This is a genomic window from Pseudoduganella sp. jia 12, assembly GCF_055502675.1.
The window spans coordinates 685,389-705,220 of the sequence record NZ_JBUXKP010000001.1 but is presented as its reverse complement, the minus strand read 5'-3'; the positions used below and the strand labels follow the sequence as shown (position 1 = coordinate 705,220).

Here is a 19,832-nt window from a genome sequence, read left to right as displayed (position 1 = left end):
ATGTCAAAAAAAATCACTGCAACAAACGTGGTCGTCATCGGTACCCAGTGGGGCGATGAGGGCAAGGGCAAAATCGTCGACTGGCTGACGGAACACGCGCAAGGCGTGGTGCGCTTCCAGGGCGGCCACAACGCCGGTCACACGCTGGTGATCGGCGGCGTGAAGACCGCGCTGCAGCTGATCCCTTCGGGCATCATGCGCCCCGGCGTGGCCTGCTACATCGGCAACGGCGTCGTCGTGTCCGTGCCGGACGTGCTGCGCGAGATCGACAAGCTGGAAGCCGTGGGCGTGGAAGTCGCGTCGCGCCTGAAGGTTTCCGAAGCCTGCCCGGTGATCCTGCCTTACCACACCGCGCTCGATGGCGCCCGTGAAGCCGCCCGCGGCGCCGCCAAGATCGGCACCACCGGCAAGGGCATCGGCCCGGCCTACGAAGACAAGGTGGCGCGCCGCGCCATCCGCGTTGCCGACCTGCTCAACGAAAAGCGTTTCGCCGAAAAGCTGGCCGAGAACCTGGACTACCACAACTTCGTGCTGGAAAACTACCTGAAGGCACCGAAGGTCGAGTACCAGAAGACCCTCGACGACGCGCTGGCCTATGTGCCGCGCCTGCGCCCGATGGTGGCCGACGTGTCGAGCGCGCTGTACGCCGCGCACAAGGCCGGCGCCAACCTGCTGTTCGAAGGCGCGCAGGGCTCGCTGCTGGACGTGGACCATGGCACCTATCCGTTCGTGACATCGTCGAACTGCGTGGCCGGCAACGCCGCCGCCGGTGCTGGCGTGGGCCCGAACATGCTGCACTACATCCTCGGCATCACCAAGGCCTACACGACGCGCGTGGGTTCCGGCCCGTTCCCGTCCGAACTGCCGACCGATGCCGGCGTGGGCCATCACCTGGCGCAAGTGGGCCATGAATTCGGTACCGTGACGGGCCGTGCCCGCCGCTGCGGCTGGTTCGATGCCGCGCTGCTGCGCCGCTCGGTGCAGATCAACGGCGTGTCGGGCATGTGCCTGACGAAGCTGGACGTGCTCGACGGCATCGAGTCGCTGAAGCTGTGCACCGGCTACATGATCGACGGCCGCAAGGTCGACATCTTCCCGGTCGGCGCCGAAGACGCGGCGCGTTGCGAGCCGATCTACGAAGAAATGCCGGGCTGGACGGAAAGCACCGTCGGCGCGAAATCGCTGGCGGCCCTGCCGGCCAATGCGCGCGCCTACATCAAGCGCATCGAGGAACTGGTCGGCGTACCCGTCGACATGGTTTCCACGGGACCGGATCGCGAAGAAACCATCGTTCTGCGCCACCCGTTCGAATAAAAAGCAATACACGCCACAAGCAAGAAGGAATTACATGAGCACCCCTCAATCCGATAACAAGCACCTGTGGGTGACCTGGGATGAATACAACCGCCTCGTCGAAGGCCTGGCACTGAAGGTCTACGAGTCGGGCTTCAAGTTCGACATGGTGCTGTGCCTGGCGCGCGGCGGTGTGCGCCCCGGCGACGTGTTCTCGCGCATCTTCGACGTGCCGCTGGCGATCCTGTCGACGAGCTCCTACCGTGCCGACAAGGGTACGGTGCAGGGCGACCTCGACATCGCCAAGTACATCACGGTGACGCGCGGCACGCTGGCCGGCAAGATCCTGCTGATCGACGACCTGGCCGATTCCGGTGTCACGCTGATGAAGGTCATCGACCACCTGAAGGCCAACTACGCGGATGTCGAGGAGGTGCGTTCCGCCGTGATCTGGACGAAGGGCAGCTCCGCCTTCAAGCCGGACTACCAGATGCAGGAACTGCCGCACAACCCGTGGATCCACCAGCCGTTCGAGGATTACGACGGCCTGCGTCCGCACCAGCTGGCGTCGTGGCTGAAAAAAGGCGAGCAGAGCGCATAAGCTTTCGCGCTTGCGAGACAATGGCGGAGGGCCGTAAGGCCTTCCGCCATTTTTCGTTCTGGTACCCATTCAATAACAATAAAGAGCTTGCCCGATGACCGAAAACTTCTTCCAGACCTTCATCCTGCTGTTGCTGGTGACCGACCCGTTCGGCAACGTGCCGCTGTTCGCCGCCGCGCTGCAACCGGTCGCGCCGGCACGGCGGCCGAAGATCGTCGTGCGCGAATGCCTGATCGCGTTCGCCGTGCTGCTGGTGTTCATGTTCTTCGGCCGGCCCTTCCTGCATGCGCTGAGCCTGTCGGAAGTATCGCTGCGCATCGCCGGCAGCGTGATCCTGCTGATGATCGCGATCCGCATGGTATTCCCCCATCCGGACGGTGTGCTGGGCAGGAACGAGGGCGGCGAGCCGTTCATCGTGCCGCTGGCGATTCCCGCGCTGGCCGGGCCGTCCGCGCTGGCCACGGTGCTGCTGTTCTCCAGCGAGACCCGCGGCGACGTGATGATCCACGTGGCCGCGCTGGCCGCCGTGGTGGTGGTCTGGCTGGCCGTGTTCCTCGGCGCCGAGCGCCTGCAAAAGGTGCTGGGCACGCAGGTGATGACGGCGTTCGAGCGCCTGATGGGGCTCATCCTCGCGGCGATGTCGGTCGAGATGATGCTGGGCGGGATTCGCGAGTTCGTGAAGACGCTGTAGCCGTGAGCGAGCTGCTGGCATTGCCTGTCCTGGCACTTGCCTTCGTTGCGCTGTTCACGCGCGAGGTGATCGCGCCGGCCTCGCGCAATCGTTGCGACCGGCGCTGGCTGCTGCTGGCCAGCGGTACCGGCGCGGCCACGGTGGCCGTCACGCTGGCCGCCGGCTGGTTCTTCAGCACCGCCATCCACGAAGCGGCGTTGTTCGACACCAGCGGCTGGCCGGTCCTCGCGACCGGCTTTGCCAGCTTCCTGGCCACCAGCTTCGTGTTCTACTGGTGGCACCGCGCCACGCACCGCTTCGACCTGCTGTGGCGGGTGTTCCACCAGCTGCATCACAGCGCGCGGCGGGTGGAAGCACTGACGGCGTTCTATGCCCATCCGCTCGACTCGGCGGCCGCCATCTGCATCAGCGGGTGCGCCAGTTACCTGCTGCTGGGTGCCAGCCCGACCGCGGCGGCGATCGCATTGCTCCTGACCGGCATGTTCGACCTGTTCCTGCATGGCGACATCGCGACACCGCGCTGGCTCGGCTACCTGGTGCAGCGCCCGGAAATGCACACGGTCCATCATCGATTGAATCACCACGCCCAGAACTACGGCCTGCCCATCTGGGACCTGCTGTTCGGCACGTGGACGAATCCCGAGCACCGCGTGGCGGAGCTGGGTTTCGACGGCGACAAGCCGGAGCGCATCGCCGACATGCTGCTGTTCCGGGACGTTCATCGCCCGCACTGACGCAACCAATCCGACAAAGCGCTGCAGGTATGAAAAACGCCGCGTCGAACGCGGCGTTTTCGTAGGGGGGCAGGGCTATTTCTCCATTTACTTGCCCGTGATCGAAATCACGTCCGCCCCCGGCGCACCGAACATCTGCTCCTTCAGCAGGTGCAGCTGGTCGCGCACCTGCGCGGCCTTCTCGAACTCCAGGTTCTTCGCGTGTTCGACCATCAGCTTCTCGAGGCGCTTGATTTCCTTCGACGCCTGCTTCTCGTTCATCGACTCGTACTTCGCGGTCTCCTGCGCCGCCTTCAGGTTCGTCGATTCGCGGTTCGGGTCGTAGACGCCGTCGATCATGTCCCTGATGACCTTGTTGACGCCGCGCGCGATGATGCCGTGCTTCTCGTTGTGGGCGATCTGCTTGGCGCGGCGGCGTTCCGTCTCGTCGATCGCACGCTTCATCGAATCGGTCATCTGGTCCGCGTACAGCAGCGCCACGCCGTTCAGGTTACGCGCGGCGCGGCCGATCGTCTGGATCAGCGAGCGTTCGGAGCGCAGGAAGCCTTCCTTGTCGGCGTCCAGGATCGCCACCAGCGATACTTCCGGCAGGTCGAGGCCCTCGCGCAGCAGGTTGATGCCGACGACGACGTCGAACGTGCCGATGCGCAGGTCGCGCAGGATTTCCACGCGCTCGACCGTTTCGATATCGCTGTGCAGGTAGCGCACCTTGATGCCGTGGTCCGACAGGTATTCGGTCAGCTGCTCGGACATCCGCTTCGTCAGCGTCGTCACCAGCACGCGCTCGTTCTTGGCGACGCGGTCGTTGATTTCCGACAGCAGGTCGTCGACCTGGGTGCGCGCCGGCCTGACGATCACCTGCGGGTCCACCAGCCCGGTCGGGCGCACCACCTGTTCCACCACCTGGTCGGCGTGCTTCTGCTCGTAATCGGCCGGCGTGGCGGACACGAAGACGGTCTGCCGCATCTTGCCCTCGAATTCCTCGAACTTCAGCGGCCGATTGTCCAGCGCCGACGGCAGGCGGAAACCGTAGTCGACCAGGTTCGTCTTGCGCGAACGGTCGCCGTTGTACATGGCCGACAACTGGCCGACCAGCACGTGCGACTCGTCCATGAACATCAGCGCATCCTGCGGCAGGTAATCGATCAGCGTTGGCGGCGGCTGGCCCGGCATCGCGCCGGACAGGTGGCGCGAATAGTTCTCGATGCCTTTCGTAAAGCCGATCTCGGCCATCATTTCCAGGTCGAAGCGGGTGCGCTGCTCGAGCCGCTGCTCTTCGATCAGCTTGCCTTCCTTGCGGAAGAATTCCAGCCGGTCGCGCAGCTCCGCCTTGATCGATTCGATGGCGCGCAGCACCGTCGAGCGGGGCGTCACGTAGTGCGAGCCGGGGTAGACGGTAAAGCGGGGAATCTTCTGGCGCACGCGGCCCGTCAGCGGGTCGAACAGCTGGATCGATTCCAGTTCGTCGTCCCACATTTCCAGGCGCACGGCCAGTTCCGCGTGCTCGGCGGGGAAGATGTCGATCGTATCGCCCCGCACGCGGAACGTGCCGCGGCCGAAATCGACTTCGTTGCGCGTGTACTGCATCTGGATCAGGCGGGCGATGATGTCGCGCTGGCTGACCTTGTCCTTGGCGCGCAGCGTCAGGATCATCTGGTGGTATTCGTTCGGATTACCGATACCGTAGATCGCCGACACCGTTGCCACGATGACCACGTCGCGCCGTTCCATCAGCGACTTCGTGCACGACAGCCGCATCTGCTCGATATGCTCGTTGATCGACGAATCCTTTTCGATGAACAGGTCGCGCTGCGGCACATAGGCTTCCGGCTGGTAGTAATCGTAGTACGACACGAAATACTCGACGGCGTTCTGCGGGAAGAACTCGCGGAACTCGCTGTACAGCTGGGCAGCCAGCGTCTTGTTCGGCGCGAACACGATCGCCGGACGGCCCATGCGGGCAATCACGTTGGCCATCGTGTAGGTCTTGCCGGATCCGGTCACGCCCAGCAGCGTCTGGAACGACAGTCCGTCCTCGATGCCTTCGCACAGGCTGTCGATCGCCGTCGGCTGGTCGCCGGCGGGCGGGAAGGGCTGGTGCAGCTTGAACGCGGAATTCGGGAACGTCAGCACGGTGGGCTCGGGAGCGCCGGCCAGTGATAAATCAGCCATGAAGTCAGACCTTTGCTAGAATAGGGAGTTGCGCACACACTGCGCAGTTGTTGCGCAGCGACCGGCACAGATGGTCAATGTTGCGCATCGGAATTGCCGGGCACCGTCATCGCGGTACTTCGGACCTCTTCCTTGTAGTTTGTAATGCTCACCCCGCTGCGAATCGCATTCACTCGAATCCAATCCTATCATGACGAATCCTTCCGTTTTCAGTGCCATCGAGATGGCTCCGCGCGACCCGATCCTGGGCATCACCGAAGCGTTTAACGCCGACACCAACCCCAACAAGATCAACCTGGGCGTGGGTGTTTATTATGACGATAATGGCAAAGTGCCGCTGCTGTCGTGCGTGCAGAAAGCTGAAAACATCCTGATTGAACAGCCAGCCCCGCGCACGTACCTGCCGATCGAAGGCCTGGCCGCGTATGACAAGGCGGTGCAGGAACTGGTATTTGGGGCTGACAGTGCCGTAGTTCAAGAGCGCCGCGCGATTACCGTGCAGGCCCTGGGCGGCACCGGCGCACTGAAACTGGGTGCCGACTTCCTGAAGCGTTTCTCGCCATCGTCGGACGTCTATATCAGCGATCCGAGCTGGGAAAACCACCGTGCGCTGTTCGAAAGCGCCGGCTTCAAGGTCAACAATTACGCTTACTACGATGCCGCCACGCATGGCGTGAACTTCGAAGGCATGCTGGCCGCGCTGAAGGCCATGCCGCAAGGCGCCGTCGTGGTGCTGCACGCCTGCTGCCACAACCCGACCGGTGCGGACCTGTCCCAGCAGCAGTGGGACCAGGTGATCGACGCCGTCGTGGCCGGCGGCCTGATTCCGTTCCTGGACATGGCCTACCAGGGCTTCGGTGCCGGCATCGCCGAAGACGGCGCCGTGGTGCGCCGCTTCGCCGCCACCGGCGTGCCGCTGCTGGTGTCGAACTCGTTCTCGAAGTCGTTCTCGCTGTATGGCGAACGTGTGGGCGCGCTGTCCGTCGTGGCTTCGACGTCCGAAGAAGCTTCGCGCCTGCTGTCGCAACTGAAGCGCGTGGTGCGCACCAACTACTCGAACCCGCCCGTGCACGGCGGTAAAGTGGTCGCCACCGTGCTGGCCACGCCGGAACTGCGCCAGCTGTGGGAAGACGAGCTGGGCGCGATGCGCGTGCGCATCAAGGCCACCCGCGACGAGTTCGTGCAAAAGCTGAAGGAAAAGGCCCCTGGCCACGACTTCGCCTTCGTGCGCGAACAGGTGGGCATGTTCTCGTACTCGGGCCTGACGAAAGAGCAGGTCGCCAAGCTGCGCGAACAGTCGATCTACGCCGTGGACACCGGCCGCATCTGCGTGGCCGCGCTGAACTCGAAGAACATTGATATCGTTGTTGACGCGATCGCCAAAGTTCTCTAAAATCCTGCTTCTTCGTTGATGCAGATCAGCGAAGGAGCAGTAAAGAGTAGCAAACGATACCGATAAGCAAGCTTGCAAATGTTGCTCTGAAAGTATAAGATGCTGCTTCTAATCCCTGATAGCTCAGTCGGTAGAGCGACGGACTGTTAATCCGCAGGTCCCTGGTTCGAGTCCAGGTCGGGGAGCCAGAATTCATGTGAAGAGCCCAGCCTTTATAGGTTGGGCTTTTTGCATTTTGCCTCGGCGATTGTGCCTTGGCGATTTCACCCTTTGTATTTACCCCTTTGTATTCACCCCTTTGATGCGGCGGCAATTATGGAAAACATCGATCAGCGCTACCTGGTTCAGCAAAACAAAATCAGCGACGGCGACAGGAAGCCGCCCGTCTTTGCCAAGGTCATGCGCAGCAAGGAAGGCGTTTTCGAGGGCGTGTCCTTCATCAAGAACAAGGACAAGGCGACGGTCATGACGGTCGCCCAGGCGCAGGAAGTCATCGACTGGGCCGCGAAAAAGAAAGCGGCGGCCCATGAGTATGAAACGAAGATCATCTGCCTGGGACAGTAGCCAGCGCATGCCGTGATCGGGAAAAGAAAGGCCGCGCGAACGCGGCCTTTCTTGCGTGGTGCCTGAATGCGTTGGCGCTCACAACAGCCGCCGCGCCGTGATGGCCTCCACATCGATCGCGCCGCTGCCGGTCGTGTACACGGCGGTCACCGCCAGATCGACCGTGCTGATGATCTCCAGGATCCCCGAGCTCAGCGGTAACTCGCCCGCCATGGGGCCGCCCAGTAGTTGCTGCTGCAGGCGGCAGCAGTCGTCCATCGTTGCCGTATGCGGCGGCAGGGTGATGACATCCATCGCCGTGATCGTGGCGATGCGCGGCTCGCGGCCACGCACGGCGCCCGCCAGCACCAGCGGAATGATGCGTTTGAGTATCGGGGCAGGGCGCTCGGCCAGGTTGTGCACGTTGATCTCCGTGGCATAGCGGCCCGGCGCCACCGGTGCGCAAGCGCAGCAGTCGTCGCCCTGCGTGCCGCAGACGAAGTTCACGCTCCACACATACAGGCGGATATCCGCGGCACCAACGGTGACGGCAGGGCGATCGGGCTGGCCGATGACGATGCCCGGCGGCTCGCCGCTCGACACGTCCCAGCAGACGTCGACGCGGTAGCTGCCATTGCCCAGGTCGGTCACGGGACTGGTGAGGATCGAACCGGGGGCCGGTGTGATCGCCATGTCCGCTTCCCGGCCGGGGCCGAAGCGGTTGCCATACTTGTCGCGCGGCGTGAATGTCATGCGCATGCAGTCGCGCCCGTCCGGGCCGGGGCCCAGCGGATCGGTGGTGACGATCGTATTGCCCCCATCGATGCCCACGTCCACGTGTTCCGTCCATACCAGTTCGCGCATGCCGTCGCATTCGCCGTAGCGCGCCCTGGCGTGGAACGTGTAATTCCCTTCCATGCGCAGGTAGTCGGGCAGCAGGATGCCCACCGAGCCACCCGCTTCGAAGGCACCACGGGTGTTGGCCGCATCGTCTTCCAGCGTGAAGGTATCCTGCACATACTGGATCACCGGCGGGCCGGCGCCTTCGAGCGCCTTCAGCGTGGCCTGGCGCGGCGGGATCGTGTCGCCATTGACCGGCAGCGCCGGGCCCAGGCCGGCATCGCTGAGCAGGTTGCCCAGGCCTTTATCCGGCCGCGTGACCGTCAGTTCGGCGTGCACGTCGTGCGGCCAGCTTTGATCGGCCTGGCGGACGCGCAGCAGCGGAGAAAGGTCGTCGCCGGTATAGCGGCGCGGCCGCGGCTCCGGTTCGCGCAGCAGCCGCGGGCCGCCGGCCGGGATGATCGACACGAAGAAGCGCAGCGCCGGTGCGGGTGGCGGGAATTCGCCGCCGCCGCCCGGGCGCAGCACCTCGACCTGCCATGCGCCATCGCGCTCGCCGCCTTGCGGCAGCGGCACGCGCAGGTAGGCCCAGTTGCGACCCAGTGAACCGTCGACACCGGCCGTGCCGGCGCTGACGATCGTGCCGCCCGGCGTGCGCAGGCGCACGTCCAGCCACGCATCCGTGCGGTCCCAGCCAACGACGGCCGTCAGGCGTTCCTCGCCGCACACATTGAAGGTGACCGGAGAAGCGTCGGCGCCGGCCGGCAGGTCGGTTTCCGGATCGAGCAGCACGCCCGCCTCGAAGATGTTGCCGAACGCCTGGGAGAAGAATTTCAGCAGTGCGAGCCCGCCGCTGGCGCGCGTGTACAGGCCGCCATGATTCGTGGCCAGGGTGGAGAGCAGGGCGCTGTCCAGGTTCGAGTCGGCGCCCAGGCCGATCGCATGCACGTCGATGCCCGTCAGCGACGGCTCCACGTCGACGATCGACGGCGCCTGGTTTTGCAGGCCATCCGTAAGCAGCAGGATGGCGCGCGGGTTCGCGCCGGGCATGGGGAATTGTGCACGCGCGGCATCGAGACCGCTGCCGATACCGGTGGCGCCGCCGGAAGCCAGGCCACCCACGATGCCGCCGGCAAAGGGCGGCGGACCGACCAGCGTGTTCTTGTTCGGATCCGTGACTGGCGCGATCGCGAACGTGGGTGGGCCGGCATTCGTGCTGAACGAGACCAGACCGGTGCGGTTGCCGGTTCCCGCGCGCACCAGTTGCACGAACAGCGAGACCGCATCCTTCGCGGCATCGATCTTGCGCCGGCCCGTGCCGTCCGGCTCGTCCATGCTGCCCGAGCGGTCGATCACCAGCATCACGTCGCGAGTGATGGGCGGTGGGGGCGATGGGGCGATCTGCGTGAGGAACGTGGCGGTGGGGAAGTACGACAGTTGCGATCCGCTGCAAGGACTGCCGTTCGACAGCACGCCGACGATGCGGCCCGCCGCATCGAACAGCCCGGAGCCCGAACTGCCGCCGGAGACGTGGAACGTGTTGGGCACGCGGATGCTGGTGGCACCGCTCGACGTGACCGTGGCAAAGCCCGGATGGGGCAGCGACACTTTCTTGACCGCGCCGTTCGGGTGGTGAATGCCGAACACCTGTTCGCCGACGACGGGAATATCGGGCCGCAGCGTGATCGGGGCGATGCCGGCCGGGCTGGTCTTCAATTGCAGCAGGCTGTAGTCGAAGCCCGAATCGAATCGCTGCTGCAAGGCCGCCGACACCTTGTGGAAGCGGGGCGCATAGCCGGCCGGGCGGCTGCCGTCGCATTCCGTTTCATAGTCGAACACGACGGAGCTGGACAGTGCCTCGGCCGGCGTGTGGCAATGACCGGCGGAGATCACCTTGTCGGCATCGACCAGCGTGACGGTGCACGTGGATACGGACTCGCCGCCGCCCGGCCCATGGCCCGGGTGGATCGTGACGATCATGCCGACGCTGCGCGCGACCTGCCGGCGCAGGTCGCCGGACGGCATGCAGCGCACGTTTTCCCAGTTCGGCGGCGGCGCACAAAACCAGAACGGGTCGTACGTGGGCTCGGTGTACACCGGATCGGGCAGGAACGGATCGCTGTTCGAGAACGACGGATGGCCCGGTTCGCCCGCGTGGCGCTCGCCGCGGCCATAGCGGTCGATCTGCGCACCACCGGATGCGGCGCCACTGACGATGTAGCGCACCGGCACCAGGCCACCGCCAAGCGCGTGCACGTTGACGGGCCGCGTCCAGAACGAACCGCCTTCGGCGGCCGTGAACACATCGGTGTCGTAGCCCAGGTCCACTTCGATGCGGTTGGCGCCGGGCAGGTTCACGTTCTGGAAATGCAGCATGACGAACTTGGTGCCGCCCGGCGCCGCCACGTGCGCGAAATCGATGGCCCAGGTATCGGGCGCGGTGGGCGGGCTGCCGGTGTCCGGCCCGATCGCAAGAGGCGCGCCGAGCACCTGCACGGTGCCTGTGATGTGCGACATGATGACCTCCCGTCAGACCGGCCGGCCGTGGACCGGCACCACGTCGATGCCGGTGGTGCCGGTCGTATAGATTGCGGTAACGGCCACGTCGCGCGTGGCGGTGATTTCCAGGATGCCGATCGTCAGCGCATCGACCGGGGCACCGAACAGCAGTTCGCCGATGCGGCAGCAATCGTCCATCGTGGCCGTGTGCGGCGGCAGTTCGATGCCGTCCTCGGCACGGCTCGTGCCGAAGCGGGGCTCGCGGCCCACCGGCGCGCCGGCGAGCACCACGGGAATGAAGCGCTTGCGCACGGTGATCTCCACCTGGCTGTAGTTGTGGATGCTGACCTGCGTGGCATACCGGCCCGGCTGCACGGGGCTGCAGCCGCACGCTTCCGGCTGCGTGCCGCACACGAACTTGACGGAGTAGCGCACCGTGCGGGGACGGCAGGCCGGAATCGTGACCTGCACTTTTTTCGCGGCGACGGTCCTGCCATCGGCCACCACATCCAGCGTGCCGGTGGCTACCTGCTCCTTGTCCTGGCATTCGATGCCGCGAAAGCGCACCTCGAACTTCAGCACGTGTTCCACGTCGCCCTGCAGCGGGCCGTAGCCGCCGGCCGGCGTGATCGACACGACGAACGGCGCGATGGTGGCCGATGGCACCAGGTCCAGGTGTTCGATGCCGGCCCCGTTCGGGTGCTTCGGCACGGTGACCGTGATGGTTTCATCGAACGTTTCACCGGGATCCAGCGTGAGCGTATTGGTATCGGGCGAGATCGTGACCGGGCCGAGCGCATGGTTGCCCGCAGTTGCATCCGTACTGGCATTCATGGTGGATATCCCCCCGCTGTGCGCCTGCACTGTTCTTCAACTATAGGCAGCGGACTCGGGCTGCGCCAGTACTTTTTGGAACCGTTGCGCGGATGCCGATCAGCTCGCAGTACGCGTGGTGTGGAGTGCTGCGGAGTATGCAGTGCTGCCGGTATGGGAAGAGGCAGTGGACACCGCCGGCCAGCTTGCCGATACCGGGGCTCGATGCCCCGGTATGCCGGTCACGATGCCGCTACCGCACGACGTAGACCATGCCCGCGCCGCCCACGGCCATGCCCTGGCTGTTCTGCTGCTCCACGCCGATCATGTACTGCTGGCCGGCGCCGGCCGATGCCGGGATCGTGGTGTGCAGCGCCAGCGGATAGACGATGCCGGGTGCCTTTTCCATCGTCACGCGCACCAGCGGCTGCGTGATGTCCACGTAGCGTTGGCCATTGCGGATGACCACGTCGCCACCCTGCACGGTCACGTTGCGCAGCTTGTGCTGCTTGTTGCACTCGAACCTGGAACCCTTGCCCAGCGTGAGGATGCCCGCGCAGCAGCCGAAGCGGGTCTTGACCCTTGTCTCTTCGAGGAAGACGAGGGCGCTGTCGCAACTGGCCTCGTCCCGTGGCTCGCCCAGTTCGACCTGCCCGGCGAAGTCGACGGCCGGGAACACGGTACCCGGTTCATCCAGCGACAGCGTGAGCGGCATGCCGGCCGGCAGGCGGCTGCGGTCGACCTGCAGCGTCATGCGCGGTTCGGCGTTCCAGCGGTTGCCGGCGATGAAGTGGAACGTGGCCGGCGCGCTTGCCAGCACGTCGATCACCGAGAGGTTGCGCTGCGCCAGGTTGTTGCGCCGTGCCGTGATCGGGTCGCCCGTCAGCGGCGCGGTGGCGAACGCATAGTCGTTGTCGGCGTTGACCACCGCCATCAGGCAGCCGTGCCAGCCATTGTTGGCCTCCCAGCCGTACAGCGTTTCCGTCTGCGCGGCCTCGATGCGGAACCGGGCGATCACCGAGGTGCCGGCCGCCACGGTGCCGAAGGTGGCCGCGAGCGCGGCCGGTGCCACGTGGGTGGCGTCGGTCAGCGTCCAGTCCTGCGGATACACGAATTGCAGGCCCACGAAAGGCGTGATGCGCGTGCTGACCGTGACGTTGCGGGCCTCCCGCGAACCGTTGTTGGTCACCCGCACATAGATGTAGTTGGCCTGGCCCCGCTCGACGTTCTTCGATTGCAGCGGGTCGCTGGGATTGAACACATTGTCGTCGGTGATGCGCACGACGACATCGGAGAAGTCCCAGAAATTGCCGCCCGTGTAGGGCTCCAGGCCATTGTCGGACGGGGCGTCCTTGATCATCACGTCGGCCTCGTCGAGCGCGCGGTAGACGTTGATGCGGCCATAGCCCATTTCCTGGTTCCAGCTGCCGTTCGGCCGGCCCACCGTGTCGGCGTAGGCCACCGCGCCGACCTTCTGCGCGGTGCGCTCGATGTGGGCGCGCACCTGCACGTTCGTCAGCCCCGGGTAGGTGCTGCGGATCAGTGCCGCCAGGCCGGCCACGTGCGGCGTGGCCGATGAGGTGCCGTTGAAGACCAGGTCGTAGTCGCCACCGGTACCGGGTGTGTTGTTGTAGCCGCCCTCGCCCTGGATGTCGGTGGTGGGAATGTGCACGCCCGGCGAGACCACGGAGATCGCCGGACCGAAGTTCGAGCCCCAGTTCTCGCCGTCGGGCGACAGCGGCGTCTTGCGGTTGTCGATCTCGTCCGATGCGCCGACCGCGATGACCAGCGGGTTGGTGGCCGGGTAGGTGATCGGGCCGTTGTAGTTGTGCGTGGCCACGCACATCACGACATCGCTGTTGAACGCGTTCTGGATCGCCGGATCGATGATGGCCGGGCTCCAGGCGTTCCAGCCGAAGCTCATGCTGATCACGTCGGCGCCATTGGCGGTGGCGTAGTTGATGCCGGCCGCCACTTCGACGTCGGTCCACGCATCGAACGCCACCGGCAGGATGCGCGCGTTGCCGGCCACGCCGGTGACCCCGGTACCGTTGTCATAGGTCGCGGCCACGATGCCGGCACAGGCGGTGCCGTGGTTGCCGGTGGGCGCGCCGTCCGGCAGCATGGTGCCCAGGTTGATGCCGGGTGCCGAGAAGCGCAGGTCCGGGTGGTTCAGGTCGCAGCCTTCGTCGAGCACGCAGACGACCACGGTGGCGATGCCGGTGGTGATGTCCCAGCCCGTGGTGCCGGGGCCGCCGGCCTCGATCCGCGTCATGTCCCACTGCTGCGGGAACAGCGCGTCGTTCGGCGCGATCGACGTTGGCGTGAGCAGCGGCATCGTTTCGAACTGGAAGTCGACCAGGGCGCCGTCCGGCGACTGCCGCACGCGTTCGCGCAGCTGGTAGGCGTTCACTTCGCGCACGTTGGCGATCTGGAAGTAGCGGTAGCCGTTCAGGTAGCGCGATTTTTCCGGCACTTCCTTCAGGGCCGGCTGCGGACCGTCGGCGCGGGTCAGCGCGGCCGGCAGGCCGGGGCGGGCGGGATCGGGATCGCGCCCGTCGCGCAGCTTGATGACGCCCACGTTGGGCAGCGGTGTCATCAGGCCGCGGCGGCCTTCCTGGCCGGCCATGCGGTACACGGGGCCGACCCAGTCGAGGCCGATCGCGGTGCCGGCCTGTTCGATTTTCTGCAGCCGGTCGTCGTCGATCGGCCGGCGTGCCTGCGCCCAGTAGCGCGACTTCGTATGATTGACCCGCTCGCCCGGGATATGGGAGCTTTCGGGCTCGTCTTCCAGGAACATCTCCATGCCATGCAGGAATTGCTCCACATCGGCGCGCTCGCGCGGGGCTTTCAGCGCGAGCAGCACGCGGCCCGGATCGAGCGCCAGCGGCGCGCCGGTGCTGTGGGCCATCACTTTGGGAAATCGGTTCATGACTCTTCCTCGGGTTAATCCTCGTTTTGTGGATTTCCCTCGGCCGGGGACAGTGGTCGCCGCGAGGCGATCCAATTCAGTCTAGGCGCTTCGTTGATGGAAGCTACCCGCAAATTGTCTGTAATTGTCGCTGTCTTGATGCACCTCACAACTTGCGCCGTAAATTTGTGTTGTCGACTTTGCCGGGCATCGCTATAATGCGGCCTCTTTTCCCTGATAGCTCAGTCGGTAGAGCGACGGACTGTTAATCCGCAGGTCCCTGGTTCGAGTCCAGGTCGGGGAGCCAGAATTCCAAAAGCCGCGTTCATCGCGGCTTTTTGTTATCCGCGGCAATGACACAAATACAGGTAATTGGCAGTGCAACCATAAAGCGGAGCCGCGCCGATGAGCATCCGCATCAGAAGACGGAGACAGCGTTGACCACCCTTGCAGCATTATTCTTAACCCAGGAAGGCAAATGATGAAACTGTCCAAGATGCACAAGCGTCTCCTCGCACTGACGGCTGCGCTGCCGATGGCGGCCATGGCCCAGGACGCCACCCAGGCAAGCACGGAACAATCCACCCAGCAGGTTGCGCAGCAGCCGGTCGCCAGTGGCCAGCTGGAAACCGTGACCGTGACGGCCCAGCGCCGCGCCGAGAACATCAAGGAAGTGCCGGTGTCGGTCTCGATGCTGCAGCACGAGAAGCTCGACGTGATTCTGTCCGGCGGCCAGGACGTGCGCGTCCTCGCCGGCAAGACGCCGAGCCTGAACGTGGAATCGTCCACGGGCCGCGTGTTCCCGCGCTTCTACATCCGCGGCTACGGCAATGCCGACTTCTCGATCTTCGCCTCGCAGCCCGTGTCGCTGATCTATGACGACGTGGTGCAGGAAAACCCGATCCTGAAGGGTTATCCGATGTTCGACCTGGCCAACATCGAAGTGCTGCGCGGCCCGCAGGGCACGCTGTTCGGCCGTAACACCCCGGCCGGCGTGGTGAAGTTCGAGTCGGCCAAGCCGAGCCTGAAGGGCGTGGAAGGCTACTACAACTTCTCCGTGGCCTCGCACGGCACCACCAACGTGGAAGGCGCCGCCAACATTCCGCTGTCGAACGAGTGGGCACTGCGCGTTTCCACGCTGCGCCAGCACCGCGACGACTACGTGGCCAACGCATTCACCGACGGCCGCGATTCGCTGGACGGCTACAACGAGCACGCCGAGCGCGTGCAGGTGCTGTACCAGCCGAACGGCACGTTCAACGCGCTGTTCAACGTGCACCAGCGCACCACGACGGGCAACTCGCGCCTGTTCCAGGCCAACATCATCCAGAAGGGCAGCAACCAGCTCGTCGACAACTACGACGTGGGCACGGTGTACACCAACGGCCAGAACTACCAGAACCTGACCACGCGCGGCGGCAGCGTGCGCCTGTCGTGGGACCTGGGCGCCGTCAAGCTGTACTCCGTGACCGGCTACGAGTCGATCGCCGAATACAACAGCCGCGGCGACATCGACGGCGGCAACCCGGTCTACGGCCCGGGCGTGGTGCCGTTCCAGGTGGAGACGGCTTCCGTGCTGCCGGACTTGAAGCAGTACTCGCAGGAATTGCGCGTCGAATCGAAGAAGGCGGGCCCACTCAGCTGGCAGGCCGGCGTGTACTACTTCGACGAAGACGCCACCGGCGGCAGCGACAACTTCAACACCGCGGGCGCGCGCACCAGCCGCGTGGTCAGCAACCAGCGCAACAAGGCCTGGGCGGCATTCGGTTCCGTGAACTACGCGGTGACCGACGCGCTGACCGTGCGCGGCGGCCTGCGCTACACGAACGACAAGAAGGACTTCCAGACGATCGAAGCCACCGGCACCACGCTGCAGGGCCCGTCGCAGATCAACGCGGAACGCCACAAGACGAACTGGGACCTGTCGGCCACGTACGCGATCAACCCGGACGTGTCGGCCTACGCCCGCGTGGCGACGGGCTTCCGTGCCCCGTCGATCGGCGCGCCTTCGGCTTCCGGCCCGGCCACGATCGCCGATGCGGAAACGATCACGTCGTATGAAGCCGGCATCAAGGCCGATTTGCTGAACCGCCGCGCCCGTGCTTCGCTGTCGATCTTCGACTACGACGTGAAGGACCAGCAGCTGACAGTGGTGGGCGGCAATTCGAACGTGACCGCGCTGATCAACGCCGAGAAGACCAAGGGCCGCGGCATCGAAGCGGAGATCGAAGGCTTCGTCACCCCGGACTTCAAGGTGTCGGCATCGACCAGCTACAACTACACGAAGATCCAGGATCCTTCGCTGTCGGTCAACAAGTGCGCCCAGTGCACGGTGCTGGACCCGGTCAACGCCGCCGGCCGCGTCGTCATCGACGGCAATGCGCTGCCGCAGGCGCCGAAGTGGATCGTCAACCTGTCGGCCCGCTACAACTGGCCGCTGGCCGAAGGCAACCTGTTCGTGCTGACCGACTGGTCGTACCGCAGCAAGGTCAACTTCTTCCTGTACGAGGCGAAGGAGTTCACCGGTGCCCCGCTGACGGAAGGCGGCCTGCGCGTGGGCTACAACTGGCAGGGCGGCAAGTATGAAGTGGCCGCATTCGGCCGCAACATCACCGACCAGCGCCGCATCACGGGCGCCATCGACTTCAACAACCTGACCGGCTTCGTCAACGAGCCGCGTCAGTGGGGTGTGCAGCTGAAAGGTCTGTTCTAAGGTTGCCGAAAACGCGCCGTGGCGTTGTTGCGGCGCCTTGCCGTACGAATGGGTACTGTCTGCGGCGCCGCGCCTAGCCACGACGCGTTTGCGACAACCTTCAGCGCTGGATAAGAATCAGAAATTTTCTTGCCAGCGGTCAAAGCGGCCGCTATAATACGGCCTCTTTTCCCTGATAGCTCAGTCGGTAGAGCGACGGACTGTTAATCCGCAGGTCCCTGGTTCGAGTCCAGGTCGGGGAGCCAGAATACAAGAAAGCCCAGCAGCGATGCTGGGCTTTTTGCATTTCCTGCGGCGTGAGCGTTAGCCAGTCAGCTGCTTCAGGATCGCCTCATTGAATGCCGGGATATCGTCCGGCTTCCGGCTGGTGACCAGCTTGCCATCCACGACCACTTGCTCATCCGTCCATTCGGCCCCTGCATTGCGCAGATCGAGCTGCAAGGTCGGCCAACTGGTCAAGCGCTTGCCCTTCACGAGGCCGGCGTCGATCAAGGTCCACGGGCCGTGGCAGATCGCGGCGACCGGCTTGTTCTCGCGGCCGAATTCACGGATGAAGGTGATCGCTTCCGTCGACAGGCGCAGCTGGTCCGGGTTGGCCACGCCGCCGGGCAGCACCAGTGCGTCGAACTCGATGGGGCGGGCATCGCGCACATCAAGTTCCACGTCGAATTTCTGCGCCGGATCGAGGTGATCGAAGCCCTGGATCTGTTCGCCCTTAGCCTTCGGCGAAATCAATGTCACCTTGGCGCCATGCTGTTCCAGGAACTTGCGCGGTTCCGTGTATTCGACCTGCTCGACACCGTCCGTCATCAGGATGGCGACGTTCTTGCCGTTCAGTTTCTTGCCATTGTCTTGTTGTGTCATCGTGTTCTCCCATGTGAATACGAGGGCGATAGCATGCCATGGCGCCCCGCCCCTGGATGTGCGCGCACGAACGTTTCAGCAGAGGTGCCTAGTCGGCATGGCAGGCTGCGTTGCCGGCCCGGGTGGCGCAGATGCGGATCGCGCACAGCCGGCCTTCCTCGCCACCGACGCGCCGGCAGCGCTGCAGCAGGCTTTCCGTGCTGTCGCCGGTGCGTGGTTCGACCACGTCGCGCTCATCGGCATGCGCGACCAGGGCTGACAGCAAGACCACATCGGTATCGGCTGCTGCCCGCGGCATGCGGTGGACTCGCTCGCGAGCTGCCACGACTTGTAGCGCCTTGGATTTCGTCGCGGCTTTTGGCTTGGGATGCAACCGCGCCTTTGCCATCCGGTCATGGCGCACCGGGGCTACCGCGATCGGGGCAGCTGCCAATATGGCAGTCGGTAAGGGCGATTCGGCTGGCAAGGAAGAAACGCGCGGCGAGGGCACCTCATCGACGATCGCGGCCGCTTCTCCGGTTCGCGCCATAGGCGCCGGTGGCGCCACCGCGGCTTGCACCATGGGCGGCAGCGTTTCCTGCACGATCACGGGCGACGGCCCGCTGGCCAGCCACCAGGCCACCAATGCGCCGACGAGTACGCCGCTGCAAACGACGAGTGACGCGCCGCGTGCGGAAGAGGGCATGGCCGTGGCGGCGTGCCATGGCGTTTCCACGTTCTTGTGTTCGAGACTGGCCAGGATGCCCTTGCCGGGTTTTGATGGATCCAACATTGTTCTCCAAAGCTTGATGTAGGCGTTTGCGCGAGTTGCCCGCTGGCATACGATGGGGCCGACGAATAGTTTCGCGCGGGCATTTTTTCATCGTGTTGACGGAGCGCACCATGTTTCTCTTTTCTATCTTCCTGTTGTTCGCCACCGCCTGCCTGGCCGGCTGGCTGCTGGTCTTCCCGTCGGGGCGCGACATGACCGGTGCGGCAGTGCGGCGGCTGGGCCGCGATGCCGATCGCGCCTGGAAGGACGTGAACGCACATGGCGCCCAGGGCATGCTGGCGGCTGGCCGCGGCATGCGGACCTCCCTTGCGCGATTGACGGGACTGGCGAGGCGCTCGCCGCTGCTGACCGCCGGCTGTGCCGCACTGGTGCTGTTGCCGCCGCTGGTGGCGCTGTCGCTGGCCGGGCGCACGCAGCTGCCCGGCGTTGCCGCGCCGGACCATGCCGTCAACGAGCAGGTCGCCGACCTGCTGCGCGGCGAACGGCTGGCCGCACCGGCGCCGTTGCCGCCCGCCGCCTTCACCACGGCCGAAGTGACGCTGGTGCGCCCGCAGCTGGCCGGCGCGAACCGCAACTGGGGATTGCTGGACCCTGACTTCACGCAGCGCCTGCTGCTTGTGTTCAAGGTGATGCGCGACCAGTACGGCTATGAAATGGTGCTGCTGGAAGGCTACCGGAGCCCTGAGCGGCAGAACCGGCTGGCCGACGCCGGCGGCCATGTCACCAATGCGCGCGCCTTCCAGAGCTGGCACCAGTTCGGGCTGGCGGGCGACTGCGCCTTCCTGCGCAATGGAAAAGTCGTGATCTCGGAAAAGGATCCATGGGCGATGCGCGGCTACGAGCTGTATGGCCAGGTGGCGGAAGCGGCCGGCATGACGTGGGGCGGGCGCTGGAAGATGATGGATTTCGGCCACGTGGAACTGCGGACACAACGCCGCCGATAGTTGCGCACAGTCAATAAATTTCCTCACGGATAGTGGCACCATCATCCGA

The 19,832-nt window shown here is 65.0% G+C and carries 14 protein-coding genes and 3 tRNA genes; 11 read left to right on the top strand and 6 right to left on the bottom strand.

Annotated elements, in window-relative coordinates:
- The 4 genes from ACY65G_RS02910 to ACY65G_RS02895 all read left to right on the top strand — a co-directional run bounded on the left by ACY65G_RS02910 (position 1) and on the right by ACY65G_RS02895 (position 3,319).
- The gene (locus ACY65G_RS02910) at positions 1-1,314 is read left to right on the top strand and encodes an adenylosuccinate synthase (protein WP_130188246.1); all 1,314 of its coding nucleotides are present in this window, start codon (positions 1-3) and stop codon (positions 1,312-1,314) included.
- Positions 1,315-1,348: 34 nt separating this feature from the next.
- Complete coding sequence (locus ACY65G_RS02905; protein WP_464995843.1) at positions 1,349-1,894, top strand: phosphoribosyltransferase; 546 nt, start codon at positions 1,349-1,351, stop codon at positions 1,892-1,894.
- Between the two features lie 94 nt (positions 1,895-1,988).
- A complete protein-coding gene (locus ACY65G_RS02900) occupies positions 1,989-2,585 on the top strand; it encodes a MarC family protein (protein WP_130188248.1) in 597 nt (198 codons plus the stop codon).
- Positions 2,586-2,587: 2 nt separating this feature from the next.
- Positions 2,588-3,319, top strand: a complete 732-nt coding sequence (locus ACY65G_RS02895; RefSeq protein ID WP_464995842.1) for a sterol desaturase family protein — start codon at positions 2,588-2,590, stop codon at positions 3,317-3,319.
- Between the two features lie 87 nt (positions 3,320-3,406).
- Here ACY65G_RS02895 and uvrB read toward each other — a convergent pair whose 3' ends face one another.
- On the bottom strand, positions 3,407-5,491 hold the full coding sequence (gene uvrB / locus ACY65G_RS02890; RefSeq protein WP_464995841.1) for an excinuclease ABC subunit UvrB: 2,085 nt from the start codon (positions 5,489-5,491) through the stop codon (positions 3,407-3,409).
- Positions 5,492-5,681: 190 nt separating this feature from the next.
- Between uvrB and ACY65G_RS02885 the strand changes: the two genes are divergently transcribed.
- The 3 genes from ACY65G_RS02885 to ACY65G_RS02875 all read left to right on the top strand — a co-directional run bounded on the left by ACY65G_RS02885 (position 5,682) and on the right by ACY65G_RS02875 (position 7,448).
- On the top strand, positions 5,682-6,884 hold the full coding sequence (locus tag ACY65G_RS02885; RefSeq protein ID WP_464995840.1) for an amino acid aminotransferase: 1,203 nt from the start codon (positions 5,682-5,684) through the stop codon (positions 6,882-6,884).
- A gap of 112 nt (positions 6,885-6,996) precedes the next feature.
- Positions 6,997-7,072 (top strand) — tRNA-Asn (locus tag ACY65G_RS02880).
- A gap of 31 nt (positions 7,073-7,103) precedes the next feature.
- Entirely contained in the window at positions 7,104-7,448 is a 345-nt protein-coding gene (locus tag ACY65G_RS02875; RefSeq protein WP_464995839.1) for a hypothetical protein, read from the top strand.
- A gap of 78 nt (positions 7,449-7,526) precedes the next feature.
- Here the strand turns inward: ACY65G_RS02875 and ACY65G_RS02870 are convergent, their stop codons facing one another.
- From ACY65G_RS02870 to ACY65G_RS02860, 3 genes are all read right to left on the bottom strand, one after another.
- Positions 7,527-10,784 (bottom strand): trypsin-like peptidase domain-containing protein, encoded by a 3,258-nt coding sequence (locus tag ACY65G_RS02870; protein WP_464995838.1) that lies wholly within the window; start codon positions 10,782-10,784, stop codon positions 7,527-7,529.
- Positions 10,785-10,796: 12 nt separating this feature from the next.
- Positions 10,797-11,600, bottom strand: coding sequence for a hypothetical protein (locus ACY65G_RS02865; RefSeq protein ID WP_464995837.1), 804 nt, complete (start codon positions 11,598-11,600; stop codon positions 10,797-10,799).
- Positions 11,601-11,832: 232 nt separating this feature from the next.
- Positions 11,833-14,511, bottom strand: coding sequence for a S8 family serine peptidase (locus ACY65G_RS02860; RefSeq protein ID WP_464995836.1), 2,679 nt, complete (start codon positions 14,509-14,511; stop codon positions 11,833-11,835).
- Positions 14,512-14,721: 210 nt separating this feature from the next.
- Here ACY65G_RS02860 and ACY65G_RS02855 point away from each other — a divergent pair.
- The 3 genes from ACY65G_RS02855 to ACY65G_RS02845 all read left to right on the top strand — a co-directional run bounded on the left by ACY65G_RS02855 (position 14,722) and on the right by ACY65G_RS02845 (position 17,448).
- Positions 14,722-14,797: transfer RNA gene (locus tag ACY65G_RS02855), tRNA-Asn, on the top strand.
- A gap of 171 nt (positions 14,798-14,968) precedes the next feature.
- Positions 14,969-17,203 carry a TonB-dependent receptor gene (locus ACY65G_RS02850; protein WP_464995835.1) on the top strand — a complete coding sequence of 745 codons (2,235 nt, stop codon included), beginning with the start codon at positions 14,969-14,971 and terminating at the stop codon, positions 17,201-17,203.
- A gap of 169 nt (positions 17,204-17,372) precedes the next feature.
- Positions 17,373-17,448 (top strand) — tRNA-Asn (locus ACY65G_RS02845).
- A 58-nt stretch (positions 17,449-17,506) separates the two neighbouring features.
- Here ACY65G_RS02845 and ACY65G_RS02840 read toward each other — a convergent pair.
- Positions 17,507-18,067 (bottom strand): type 1 glutamine amidotransferase domain-containing protein, encoded by a 561-nt coding sequence (locus ACY65G_RS02840; protein ID WP_464995834.1) that lies wholly within the window; start codon positions 18,065-18,067, stop codon positions 17,507-17,509.
- An 88-nt stretch (positions 18,068-18,155) separates the two neighbouring features.
- Entirely contained in the window at positions 18,156-18,839 is a 684-nt protein-coding gene (locus ACY65G_RS02835) for a hypothetical protein (protein WP_464995833.1), read from the bottom strand.
- 110 nt (positions 18,840-18,949) lie between these two features.
- Between ACY65G_RS02835 and ACY65G_RS02830 the strand changes: the two genes are divergently transcribed.
- Entirely contained in the window at positions 18,950-19,783 is an 834-nt protein-coding gene (locus ACY65G_RS02830; protein ID WP_464995832.1) for a M15 family metallopeptidase, read from the top strand.
- Positions 19,784-19,832: the final 49 nt, after the last annotated feature.